This window comes from Allobosea sp. Leaf344, assembly GCF_001426225.1.
GTDB lineage: Bacteria > Pseudomonadota > Alphaproteobacteria > Rhizobiales > Beijerinckiaceae > Allobosea.
Genome location: NZ_LMRT01000009.1, coordinates 400,527 through 412,370 on the forward strand (window position 1 = coordinate 400,527; position 11,844 = coordinate 412,370).

At 69.5% G+C, this 11,844-nt stretch carries 11 protein-coding genes; 6 read left to right on the plus strand and 5 right to left on the minus strand.

Translation table 11 applies throughout. The annotated features are described in order from the left end of the window. Positions 1 to 47 precede the first annotated feature (47 nt). Genes ASG72_RS07940 through ASG72_RS07950 form a run of 3 tightly spaced genes read right to left on the minus strand, consistent with a single transcriptional unit; the run spans position 48 to position 3,120 of the window. Entirely contained in the window at positions 48 to 1,214 is a 1,167-nt protein-coding gene (locus ASG72_RS07940) for a glycosyltransferase (RefSeq protein WP_056710808.1), read from the minus strand. Then, positions 1,214 to 2,461: a glycosyltransferase gene (locus ASG72_RS07945; RefSeq protein WP_056710809.1), complete on the minus strand. Its 1,248-nt coding sequence runs from the start codon at positions 2,459 to 2,461 to the stop codon at positions 1,214 to 1,216. Before ASG72_RS07945 ends, ASG72_RS07940 begins: the two co-directional genes overlap by 1 nt. Beyond that, the gene (locus ASG72_RS07950) at positions 2,458 to 3,120 is read right to left on the minus strand and encodes a hypothetical protein (protein WP_056710811.1); all 663 of its coding nucleotides are present in this window, start codon (positions 3,118 to 3,120) and stop codon (positions 2,458 to 2,460) included. The genes ASG72_RS07945 and ASG72_RS07950 overlap by 4 nt, the downstream gene beginning before the upstream one ends. Positions 3,121 to 3,142: 22 nt before the next feature. Between ASG72_RS07950 and ASG72_RS07955 the strand changes: the two genes are divergently transcribed. Further along, positions 3,143 to 3,769 carry a hypothetical protein gene (locus ASG72_RS07955; RefSeq protein ID WP_056710813.1) on the plus strand — a complete coding sequence of 209 codons (627 nt, stop codon included), beginning with the start codon at positions 3,143 to 3,145 and terminating at the stop codon, positions 3,767 to 3,769. On the opposite strand, the gene folD is transcribed toward ASG72_RS07955, so the two are convergent. After that, a complete protein-coding gene (gene folD / locus ASG72_RS07960; RefSeq protein ID WP_056711073.1) occupies positions 3,766 to 4,641 on the minus strand; it encodes a bifunctional methylenetetrahydrofolate dehydrogenase/methenyltetrahydrofolate cyclohydrolase FolD in 876 nt (291 codons plus the stop codon). The two genes, ASG72_RS07955 and folD, sit on opposite strands and share 4 nt — an antisense overlap. Positions 4,642 to 4,845: 204 nt before the next feature. Here folD and ASG72_RS07965 point away from each other — a divergent pair, with 204 nt between their 5' ends. The 5 genes from ASG72_RS07965 (at position 4,846) to ASG72_RS07985 (ending at position 9,770) form a co-directional block, all read left to right on the plus strand. Next, positions 4,846 to 6,174, plus strand: coding sequence for a cytosine deaminase (locus ASG72_RS07965; RefSeq protein WP_056710815.1), 1,329 nt, complete (start codon positions 4,846 to 4,848; stop codon positions 6,172 to 6,174). After that, positions 6,171 to 7,595, plus strand: a complete 1,425-nt coding sequence (locus ASG72_RS07970; protein WP_056710817.1) for an FAD-binding oxidoreductase — start codon at positions 6,171 to 6,173, stop codon at positions 7,593 to 7,595. The genes ASG72_RS07965 and ASG72_RS07970 overlap by 4 nt, the downstream gene beginning before the upstream one ends. A gap of 4 nt (positions 7,596 to 7,599) precedes the next feature. After that, positions 7,600 to 8,181, plus strand: coding sequence for an NAD(P)H-dependent oxidoreductase (locus ASG72_RS07975; RefSeq protein WP_056710819.1), 582 nt, complete (start codon positions 7,600 to 7,602; stop codon positions 8,179 to 8,181). Positions 8,182 to 8,275: 94 nt separating this feature from the next. Beyond that, positions 8,276 to 8,758, plus strand: coding sequence for a MarR family transcriptional regulator (locus tag ASG72_RS07980; RefSeq protein WP_056710820.1), 483 nt, complete (start codon positions 8,276 to 8,278; stop codon positions 8,756 to 8,758). A gap of 94 nt (positions 8,759 to 8,852) precedes the next feature. After that, positions 8,853 to 9,770 (plus strand): DMT family transporter, encoded by a 918-nt coding sequence (locus tag ASG72_RS07985; protein WP_244488734.1) that lies wholly within the window; start codon positions 8,853 to 8,855, stop codon positions 9,768 to 9,770. 31 nt (positions 9,771 to 9,801) lie between these two features. Here the strand turns inward: ASG72_RS07985 and ASG72_RS07990 are convergent, their stop codons facing one another. After that, a complete protein-coding gene (locus ASG72_RS07990) occupies positions 9,802 to 11,799 on the minus strand; it encodes a potassium transporter Kup (protein ID WP_082540183.1) in 1,998 nt (665 codons plus the stop codon). Positions 11,800 to 11,844: the final 45 nt, after the last annotated feature.

The window sequence follows — 11,844 nt, forward strand, 5'->3', positions numbered from 1 at the left end:
GGCATGCCCGCATGGCGGAACCGGCCTTGCCGGCGCGCCGGCCGCGCCTAGGTGGCGGCCTCGGCGGCGAGCGGCGTCCGCCGGTTTCGCAGCAGCCGCGCCATGGCGGCGACCGCACCCGCCGCGCCGTCGCGGTCGATCCTCGCCGGGGTCGGGCGGATTGCCAGCTGCCGCTCCACCTCCGCCGCCAGCGCCTCCGGGTCGAGCCCGTCCAGACGCAGGCAGGAGGCGAGCCCGGCCTCCGCCATCGCCCTCGCCCGCATCGCCTGCTCGGTCTCGTTGCCGGCATCGAAGGGCACGACGATGGCCGGCCTCCCGGCGCGCAGCAGGTCGAGCACCGTATTATAGCCGGCCTGGCTGATCGACAGCGCGCAGGAGGCAAGCAGCGCGGGGAAATCCGGCCGCGCCCACTCCACCAGCACATGGGCCGGCGCCCGGCTCTGCAGCCGCGCGAAGGCCGAAGCCTCGAGGCCGCGGCCGGCCAGCAGGCGAAAGCGGCGCGAGGGCAGCAGGCGCGCCGCCTCCAGACAGAGCTCGAAGAGCGGCAAGGCGGCGCCGGACCCGCCGCCCGATACCAGGATCTCGCCGCTCTCGGCTGTGGCGGCAGCGGCGTCGCGGGGGGCGGGCTGATCGAGATAGCCGGTGTAATGCAGCCGCTCGGCCAGCTCCGGCGCGACCGGCCAGGAGCGATCGAGCGGCAGGAAGCGGCGATCGCCATGGACCAGCACGCCATCATAGAGATCGGCCAGACGCTCATGCGCCTGCGCCACCCTGTCCGGGCGCGGCGTCACCAGCACATCCCGCACCGAGGCCAGTACGAGAACCGCGCGATTCGCCTGCCGCGCGGCCTCGATCAGCGCCAGGAACTCCTCCGCCAATTGCCGGCGCCCGAACGGAAAATGCTCGGTGACGACGCAATCGGGCCGGAAGCGCGTAGCCAGCGCGACGAGTTGCGCGATGCGGCTCTCCCGCCGCTGCCGGTCGATCGGCGCCCCCGCCTCGTCGAGCAGCGTGCCGAAGGCGACGCCCTCGATCCGCACCGGCGGCAGCTGCAGGAAGCCGAAGGGCTCGTCTCGCATCGGCCGCAACGGCATGCCGCCGCTCGCCACCATGACCTCGTGACCGGCCTGGGCCAGCGCGCGCGCGAGATGGCCGGAGCGCACCAGATGGCCGCTGCCGAGCAGATGCGTCACCGCGATCAGGATGCGCGCCATCAGCCGGCCTCCGCCAGCGCGCGCAGCAAAGCGCGATGCACCCGGTCGAGCCCGGCATCGGCCGCGAAATCGTCGACCAGCCGCCGATGCGCCGCGGCGCCGAGCGCCTGCCGGCGCGCCGGCGCGCCCATCAGCGCCGCCAGGGCCCGCGCCAGCGCCGCATGATCCCCGGGCGGCACGAGCAGCCCCTCGACCCCGTCGGTGACGAATTCCGGGATTCCGGCGAAGCGCGTCGCCACGATCGCCAGCCCCTGGCTCGCCGCTTCCATCACCACATTGGGCAGCCCGTCGCGATCGCCGTCGCCGGCCTGCTTCGAGGGCAGCACGAAGAGATCGGCCTCGCGCAGCGCCGCGATCACCGCCTCCTGGGCCTGCGCCCCGCGCCATTCGATCCGATCCGCCAGGCCCAGTACCTGCGCCTGCCGCTTCAGCGACGCCATCAGCTCGCCGCCGCCGATATGGACCAGCCGCCAATGCAGCCCCGTCGGCAGCAGCGCCAGCGCCGCCAGCAGATCGTCGAAGCCCTTCTTGGCCACGGCCCGGCCGATGCTGAGCAGGCGCACCGGCTCGCCCGGATCGGCGCCGTCGCGAGGCGGACGCACCGGCGGATCCGGAAAGCGCCGCAGATCGAGCCCGTGATAGAGCAGCGTCACCTTTTGCGCACCGTCCGACAGGCGCATCAGCTCGCCATGCCCGTCGCGCGTGCAGGTCACGCCCCAGGCGGCGGCGGCGATCTTCTCGCGCTTCTCCCAATCGGGCGTCGTCCAGATATCCTTGGCATGGGCCGAGAACGACCAGCTGAGCCCGCGCAGCAGCGCGGCATAGCGCACCACCGAGGCCGGCGTGTGCAGGAAATGCACGTGGAGATGCGCGGTACCGGGCGGCAGCTCATGCGCCATCACCAGCGCCTGGCCGAAGCGTCGCAGACGGTTGCGCGTCGGGTCGCGGATGAGGTCGCGCAGGAAGACCAGGAGCAGCCGGGGCAGCGCCGGGCGAAGGAGCGCGCCGAACACCCCCCTGAGCACCCGCTTCGGCGCGTCGCGCAGATATTCCGGGAGGTAATGCAGTGGCGCGGTGATCGCCTTGTGCATCAGGTGCCGGTCGGCATCGGTCGGCTGGCGCAGCGACCAGATCGCGAAGGACAGCCCGCGCTCCTGCAGGCCGAGCAGCTCCTGCGCGATGAAGGTTTCCGACAGGCGCGGATAGCCCTTCATCGCGATGGCGAGGCGCGGGGCGGGCGCGCTCATCGCCGCCCGATCAGCATGAAGCGGGTATAGTTGCGGGTCGCCAGCTCGCCGGCGAACCAGACCTCGCTCAGCCGCGCCTGCGCCGTAAAGGCGTCGAGCGAGGCGACGCAGCTGAGATGGTCCGGCTCGCGCACGTAATCATTGGATTGCAGCAGCACGGGCAGCCCGGCCGGCAGCCGCGCGAGCCAGCCCGGGACATCGGGCAGATGCTCGCAACTGGTATTGATGACGAGGCCGGGCGCAGGCTGCTGCCGCGCGAGATCCAGCGCCATCATGTCGCCGGTGAGCGCCCGGAACCGTCCCGCGGCGAGGTGGCGGCGGTTCAGCCTCTCGGCCACGGGCGCGCAGGCCGGATCGAGATCGAGGCTGACGACCTCGCCGATCGCGAGCCGCTCGTCGCCGAGCAGCATCGCGCCCAGCACGCCATACCAGGCGCCGAGCACCCAGACCGGGCCCTGCGGGCGCGGCAGCACCTGCGCCAGCGCATCGACCAGCCAGCGCTTCGAGCCGATCTGCTTGTGGTTGAAGGCGATCCACAGCTCGGCCGGCATCTCCTCCGCCACCAGCCGCGCGAGATCGCCGACGATCGGGTTCCCGGTCAGGGCTGCGACGCCGCGCAGGATGTCGTAGAAGGCGTCCGGGGGCGTGGTCTGGGTCATGCCGGGGCTGGGAAGGACGGGAATGAAAGCGGGCGGACCATATGCAAGCGCCGGCACAAAGGCCAGCGCGCAGCCCGGCCCGGCCGATGGGCGCGACGCGCCGGCCGGCGTGCTGCTGCCGCATCTGTCGGGACAAGCGGCCTGTCTTCGCCAGGTCCTCGCCGCCCATGCGGTGCGCGGCTGCCGGCACATCGTCGAGATCGGCGGGGCGGGCCTGCCGCTGACGCATTTCCTGCATCATGCGCCCGATAGCGTGACGGTGATCGACCCGAAGATCCCGGACTTCGGCGCGGAGATGCTGAACGGCCGTCCCTGCCGGGTCCGTCACATTCCCGCCAAGCTGCAGACGGTCGCGCTCGAGCCGGAACCCGATCTCGCCTTGGTTCTGCTCGGCCTGTCGCTGCGCCCCTTCGGCAGCGCGGCGGCGGCCCCGCCGCATTTGCTGGCGCTGGCCGAGGCCGCCGCGGTGCTGGTCATCGATTACGCGCTCGATCTGCCGCGCGCCCAGGGACAGATCGGCGAGCTCCTGGCGACGCGGCGCGAGCCGCCGCTGATCGATGTGGCCATGACCATCGCCGATGAGGATCTGCGGGCGGCCGGCTTCGACCGCCGCCGCTTCCTGGTCTTCGGGCCGGCGGTCGGACGCTAGGCCCGGGCGCCGTCGCCGCGGCGGGCGTGAAACGCCGTCAGCGTGTTGCGCAGCAGGCAGGCGATGGTCATCGGGCCGACGCCGCCCGGCACCGGCGTGATCGCCCCGGCCACCGCGACCGCCTCGGCGAAATCGACGTCGCCGACCAGCCTGCCATCCGGCAGCCGGTTGATCCCGACATCGATGACGGTGGCGCCGGGCTTGATCCAGTCGCCCTTGACGAAGAGCGGGCGGCCCACCGCCGCGACCACGAGATCGGCGCGCCGGACCACGCCAGGCAGGTCTTTGGTGCGGGAGTGGGCGATGGTGACCGTGCAATCGGCCTGCAGCAGCAGCTGCGCCATCGGCTTGCCGACGATCGCCGAGCGGCCGATCACCACGGCTTCCAGCCCCGCCAGCGAGGGCAGCAGTTGCTTCAGCAGCAGCATCGAGCCCAGAGGCGTACAGGGGATCAGCGTCGCCCGGCCGGAGGCCAGCCGGCCGACATTGACCAAGTGGAAACCGTCGACATCCTTGGCGGGGTCGATGGCGTCGATCACCCGGTCGGCATCGATCTGGGGCGGCAGCGGCAGCTGCACCAGGATCCCGTCGACGCTGTCGTCGGCATTCAGCGCCGCGACTTTCGCGAGCAGCTCGGCCTCGCTGGTCTCCGCCGGCAGGCGATGCACGGCCGAATTCATGCCGATCTCGGCGGCGAGCTTTTCCTTGGAGTTGACATAGACCCGGCTGGCCGGATCCTCCCCGACGAGCACGACGTGCAGGCCGGGGACCAGGCCCGTGGCGGCCTTGATCGCGGCGATCTCCTGCCCGATCTGCGCCCGCAGCGCCGCCGCCGCCGCCTTGCCGTCGATGATGCGCGCCTGTTCCGCCATGGCCAAACCCCTTCCGGCTGCTCGCCGCCCTCATGCGCGATCGGGCGCGGCAGGGCAAGCTTCGGCGAGGCCGCCGGCACCGCTCTTGCTTGCACGCCGCGCGGCGAGGCGAGCTCTGCCCCGAGCTCTTGCCTTCCGCCCTTGCCGCCCGACATTGTGGCGGTTACGCCAGTCCTTCAGTCCGAGCAGCGAGAGACGCACGACGTGACCACCGGTTTTGCAGCGCTCCCGCCCGACCCCGCCTTCCGCCTCCGCAATGCCCGCATCCCGCGCTGCCTGACCGATGCCGCCGCTCTGGCGGCCGATCGCGACGGCTTCGCTCTGGTCGATATCGCGATCGCCGACGGGCTGATCGGCTCTGTCCTGCCGGCCGGGACGGAGGCGCCGGACGATGCCGCCTCGCTCGATCTCGACGGCGGCATCGTGCTGCCCCGCCTGGTCGACATCCATGTCCATCTCGACAAGGGCCATATCTGGCCGCGCCGGCGCAATCCCGACGGCAGCTTCATGGGCGCGCTGAACAGCGTGATGGCCGATCGCGAGGCCAATTGGTCGGCGCGGGATGTCCGCACCCGCATGGAATTCGGGCTGCGCAGCGCCTTCGCCCATGGCACCGGCGCGATCCGCACCCATATCGATTCGCTCGGCAAGCAGATCGGCATTTCCTGGCCGGTGCTGGCCGAGCTCAGGGCGGAATGGGCGGATCGGATCGCGCTGCAGGCGACGCCGCTCTTCGGCATCCAGTTCGCGCTGGACGCAGCCCATGTGAGCGAGGTCGCGGCGGCGGTGCGGCGCCATGGCGACGGCATCTTCGGCTGCGTCTCCTATATGATCCCGGAGCTCGACGCGGCGCTCGACATCGTCTTCCGTACCGCCATCGACAATGGTTTCGACCTCGATTTCCACGTCGACGAGACCAACGACCCCACCGCCCGCTCGCTCGAGCACATCGCCGATGCGGCGCGCCGCCACCGCTTCCAGGGCAGGATCCTGTGCGGGCATTGCTGCTCGCTCGCGCTGCAGGAGCCGCAGGACGAGGCGCGCATCATCGCCAAGGTCAAGGAGGCGGGGATCGCCGTGGTCTCGCTGCCGATGTGCAACATGTATCTGCAGGATCGCCAGCCCGGCCGCACCCCGCGCTGGCGCGGCGTCACCGCGATGCACGAACTCGCCGCGGCGGGGGTGCCGGTGATGATCGCCTCCGACAACACCCGCGACCCGTTCTACGCCTATGGCGATCTCGACCTGATCGAGGTGCTGCGCGAGGGCACCCGCATCCTCCAGCTCGATCATGCCGGGCCCGATTGGTGCTGCGGCGTCGCCCGCGCCCCCGCCGCGATCATGGGGCTCGGGCAGGCGGGGCTGCTCGCGCCCGGCGGCCCGGCCGGGCTGATCCTCACCCGCGCCCGCGACTGGACCGAGCTCTTCGCCCGCCCGCAATCCGACCGGACCGTGCTGGTCGGGGGTCGCGCGATCGACCGCACCCTGCCCGATTACCGCGAACTCGACCATCTGATGAGCCCGAACGCATGAGCGCCCGCTACGACATCGCTGCCCTGAAGAGCCGGCTGAACGGCATCCGCACCGAGGACAATCCGGCGCTGGTCAAGCAGAAGAGCCGCGACTTCTTCTGGTATTCGCCGACGCTGAAGCGCCAGCTCGACCATGTCACCGCCGACATCATCGTCTCGCCGACCAGCGAGGCGCAGGTGCTGGAGACGCTCGCCGCCTGCCATGCGCTCGGCATCCCGGTGACGCCGCGCGGCACGGGCACCGGCAATTACGGCCAGGCCATGCCGCTCGCGGGCGGCGTGCTGCTCGATCTCGCCGGCTTCAACGCCGTGACCGCGATCGCGCCCGGCCGTTATGTCGCCGAGCCCGGCGCGATCATGGCGAGGATCGACGAGCAGACCCGCGCCCATTCCCGGCAGGAGCTGCGCCTGCATCCCTCGACCTACCAGACCGCCTCCGTCGGCGGCTTCATCGCCGGCGGGTCCGGCGGTGTCGGCTCGATCAAATGGGGCGGGCTGCGCGACTGGGGCAACATCATCCGGCTCAAGGTCGCGACCATGGAGGCGACGCCGCGCATCCTCGAGCTGACGGGCGAGGATCTGCACAAGGTCGCCCATGCCTATGGCACCAACGGCATCATCACCGAGGTCGAGATGCCGCTCGCCCCGGCCTATGAGTGGGTCGACGTGATCCTGGGCTTCGACACGCTCCGCGCCGCGACCGATTTCGCCAACCGGCTCGGCGAGCAGGACGGGCTGGCGCTCAAGAACCTCAGCGTCATCGCCGCGCCGGCCCCGCACGACTACCTGCTGCGCCACCGCAAATTCCTGCCCCGCGACAGCCATGTCGTCATCGTCATGGCGGCGGATTTCGCGGTCGATTCTCTCCTCGCCTATGCCAGGCGCTTCAGCGGCGCCGCCTTGCTGATGCGCTCGGACCGGCTCTCGCCCGAGGATGCCAAAGGCCTGCCGCCGGGCTACGAGCTCGGCTGGAACCACACCACCCTGCGCGCCCTCCGCGTCGACCCGAGCATCACCTATCTCCAGGTCCTGTACCCGTTCCCGGACCAGGTCGATCTCGTCGACCGGATCCATGCCCGCTTCGGCGACGAGGTGCTCTGCCATCTCGAATTCGTCCGCTTCGACGGCAAGGTCACCTGTTTCGGCCTGCCTCTGGTGCGCTTCACCTCGGAAGAGCGGCTGGAGGAGATCATGGCGATCCACGAGGAGATGGGCGCGCCGATCTTCAATCCGCACCGCTATACCCTCGAGGAAGGCGGCATGAAGCAGACCGACGCGGCGCAGCTCGCCTTCAAGCGCGAGGCCGATCCGCAGGGCCTGCTCAATCCCGGCAAGATGATCGCCTGGGAGGATCCGGATTACGATTACCGCTCGGGCAAGACCTTCCTGTTCCGCAGCCTGTCGGAAGCGGGCATCGGCTGAGGCGATGCGGGTCCTTCTGCTCTACGCCCATCCCGACCCAGCGAGCTATGGCGCGGCGCTGCATGCCGCCGCGCTGCGGGCCCTGCGCGAGGCCGGCCACGAGGTCGATGATTGCGACCTCTATGCCGAGGGCTTCGAGGCCGTGCTCAGCCGGCAGGAACGCGTCGGCTATCACGACCTCGCCGGTAATACCGCCCCGGTCGCGGAGTATGTCCGCAGGCTGCAGGCTGCGGAGGCGCTGGTGCTGTGCTTCCCAGTCTGGAATTTCGGCTATCCCGCGATCCTCAAGGGGTTCTTCGACAGGGTCTTCCTCCCGGGCGTCTCTTTCAAACTGGTCGATGGCAAGGTCCGGCCCAATCTCTGGAACATCCGCAGGCTCGTCGCGGTCACCACCTATGGCGGCACGCGCTGGCGCGCCTGGCTGATGGGCGATCCGCCGCGCAAGATCGTCCGCCGCGCGCTGCGCGCGGTCTGCCACCCCGCCGCGAGGCCGCTCTATCTCGCCCATTACGACATGAACCGCTCGACCCCTTCCAGCCGAGCCGCCTTTCTCGACCGGATCGGCCGGCGATTGCGCAGTTTATGATTCTCCTCTTGCCCTATCGTCATCAGCCTGTCATGCGGACACGTAATCTGACAGCCGGCGAACGAACAGGGCAACGATTAGCGAGGACCGGCTTATGACCAAATCGCTGGAGAAGAGCGTGGGCCGGGCCCTCCTCGTCACCGCACGGCTTCACCGCGCGCGCATGGGCGAGCGGCTCAACGCGCTCGGACTGTTTCCCGGCCAGGAACAGGCGCTGAAGGCGCTGCAGGCCGCGCCGATGACGATGGGCGAGCTGGCGGCCCTGCTCCGGGTGAAGCCGCCCACCGTCTCCAAGACGATCGGCCGCCTGTCGCTCCAGGGCCTTGTCACGCGCGAGGGCGGCAATCGCGATGGCCGCCTCGTCCAGGTGGCGCTGACCGAAAGCGGGCAGAAGACGGCTGCGACGCTCGATGCGGTCTGGAACCAGGTCGAGGAGGAACTCCTGGAGCGGCTGGACGCGAAAGAGCGCAAGCAGCTGCGCAAGCTCCTGCGCAAGGCGGCGAAGGGTCTGTCCAAGGCCGGCGCCGAGGTCGAGGAGGCCGATGGCGAGGCGGAAGAGATCGACAGCGACTCCTGATCGGCGCATGGAGCTCATGCGCAGCTTGACTGTTCAGGCAGGATAATCGGTTAAACCTCGTCCGTCATACTCCTCACGCATGACGGAACGGTCCTTGCCAGCCGCCCTCCCCCTTCCGCCCGAGACCGCCCGCAACCGGTTGCTGGCCATCGGCCTGATGTGCGGCGCCGTCCTGCTCTTCGCTATGCTGGACGCCAGCGCCAAATGGCTCGCCGGCGTGGTCGACCCGCTCCAGGTCGTCTTCGCCCGCTATGCCGGCAGCATGATCCTGGTCCTGGCGCTGCTCAACCCGATCAGCCATCCCGGCATTCTGCGCACCGGGCGGCTGAAGCTGCAGATGCTGCGCTCGCTGCTCCTGCTCGGCTCGACCGCGCTGAATTTCTTCGCGCTGAAATATCTGCAGCTCGCCGAGACCGTCTCGATCATGTTCGCGACGCCGCTGCTGGTGGCGCTGCTGTCGGGCCCGCTGCTCGGCGAATGGCCGGGGCCGCGCCGGCTGGTCGCGATCGTCATCGGCTTCCTCGGCGTGCTGGTCATCACCCGCCCGGGCCTCGGCGGCATGCATCCGGCGGCCTTTCTGAGCGTCGGCGGCTGCATCTGCTACGCCTTCTACTCCCTGGCGACGCGCATGCTCTCCACGGTCGATCCGCCGGAGACCACCATGGTCTATTCGGGCGTCGCCGGCACGCTGGCGGTGCTGCCGCTGCTGCCCTGGTTCTGGTCGACGCCGGAGGGCTGGCTGCCCTGGCTGGTGATGTTCGCCACCGGCGTCTTCGGCGGCTTCGGCCATTGGCTGCTGATCCTCGCCCACCGGCTCGCGCCGGCGACCGTGCTGGCGCCCTTCATCTATTCGCAGATCGTCTGGATGATCCTGCTCGGCTGGTTCGTGTTCGGCCAGTTCCCGGATGGCTGGACCTTCGGCGGCGCCGCCATCGTTATCGCCTCGGGGCTCTACCTCCTGTATCGCGAGCGCGTCCGCGCCAAGCCGGAAGGCTCGGCCCGGCTGGACTGAGCCGGCATCGGCGCAGGCGGTGAGGCGCGGCTCAGACCGTGACCTGGGTGCCGACCTCGACGACGCGCCCGGTCGGTATCTGGAAGAAGCTCGTCGCGTCCGTCGCGCTCTTGGTCAGGCTGATGTAGAAATTATCCTGCCAGACCGGCATGCCCGATTGCGGCGAGGCCTTGATCGAGCGGCGCGACAGGAAGAACGAGGTCGACATGATGTCGAACTTGAAGCCCTGTTTGCGCAGGATGGCGAGGCCCTTGGGCACGTTCGGGCTCTCCATGTAGCCATAGACCATTTCGACGCGCCAGAAATCATCGGTGATGCGTGACAGCCGGACTCGCTCCTCGTCCGTCACGCGCGGCGTATCGGCGGAGCGCACGGTCAGGATCACGTTGCGCTCATGCAGCACCTTGTTGTGCTTCAGATTATGCAGCAGCGAGGCGGGCGCGGTCTCGGGATCGCTGGTCAGGAAGACGGCCATGCCCTTGACCCGGTGCGGCGGGCTCTTGGACAGCATCCCCACCAGCTCGAGCAGCGGCACATCGGTCTTGCGCGTCTTGTCGAAGAGGATCTTGGTGCCGCGCACCCAGGTCCACATCAGCGCGATCAGGATGATGGCGAGCAGCACCGGCACATAGCCGCCGCTGAACAGCTTGAGCAGATTGGCCGAGACGAAGGCGATGTCGATGATCAGGAACGGGGTGACCACGGCGATGGTAGCGAGCAGCCCCCAGCGCCAGCCCTTCCAGATCACGATGAAGGCCAGGAGCGAATCCACCATCATCGCGCCGAAGACGGAGATGCCATAGGCGTGCGACAGGTTGGAGGAGGTGCGGAAGGTCCAGACCAGCACCAGCACCACCACGAGCAGCAGGGTGTTGACCCGCGGGATGTAGATCTGGCCCGAAGTGGTCTCCGAGGTGTGGCGGATCTCCAGCCGCGGCAGCAGCCCGAGCTGGATCGCCTGGCGCGTCAGCGAGAAGGCCCCGGTGATCACCGCCTGGCTGGCGATGATGGTCGCCATCGTCGCCATCACCACCAGCGGCAGGATCAGGCCTTCCGGCGCGAGCTTGTAGAAGGGATTGTCGATCGCGGTGGGGTCCGAGAGGATCAGCGCGCCCTGGCCGAGATAATTGAGCCACAGCGCCGGAAACACCATGAAGATCCAGGCGCTGCGGATCGGCCCGCGGCCGAAATGCCCCATATCGGCATAGAGCGCCTCCGCCCCCGTCACCGCCAGGCAGACCGAACCCAGCACGGCGAGCGAGACGCCGGGATGGTCGTAGAAGAAGCGCACGCCCCAATAGGGGTTGATCGAGGCGAAGACGCCGACATCGTCGGCGATGTGATAGATGCCGAGCCCGGCCAGCACGGTGAACCAGATCAGCATCAGCGGCCCGAAGAAATTCGCGACCTTCGCCGTGCCCCGGCTCTGCACCAGGAACAGCGCGATCAGGATGCCGGATGCGATGGTGACGACATAGTCCTCCAGCGCCGGCGTCACCAGCTTGATGCCTTCCACCGCCGAGAGCACGGAGATCGCCGGGGTGATCACCGCATCGCCGTAGAACAGCGCGGCGCCGGCCATGCCGAGGAACAGCACCACGCCGCCCCGCATCCGGCCCAGCGCCCGCTGCGCCAGCGCGACCAGCGTCAGCGTGCCGCCCTCACCGTTATTATCGGCCGAGAGCAGCAGCACGACGTATTTCAGCGTCACCACGATGACGAGCGACCACAGGATCAGCGACAGCACGCCGATGATCACCTCGCGCGGGACCGCCGTCGTCAGCGCGATGTCGACCGCGCCGCCATGGCCACCGGCGACGGAGCCGGTCGCGGCGAGCACGGTCTCGCGCAGCGCGTAGAGCGGGCTGGTGCCGATATCGCCATAGACCACGCCCAGCGCACCCAGCGCGAGCGCCGCATAGCTGCCGGTCGAATGGGAAGGCCTGCTACCGCCATGGCCGTCGTCGAGACCGGAGCGGTGATCCTCCGGACGGGTCTGGTCCGGACGATCCTGATTATCGTGCCCCATGCGGGAACTCCGAGGATGCTGCGATGCAGCGAAAGGCCGCGGGCT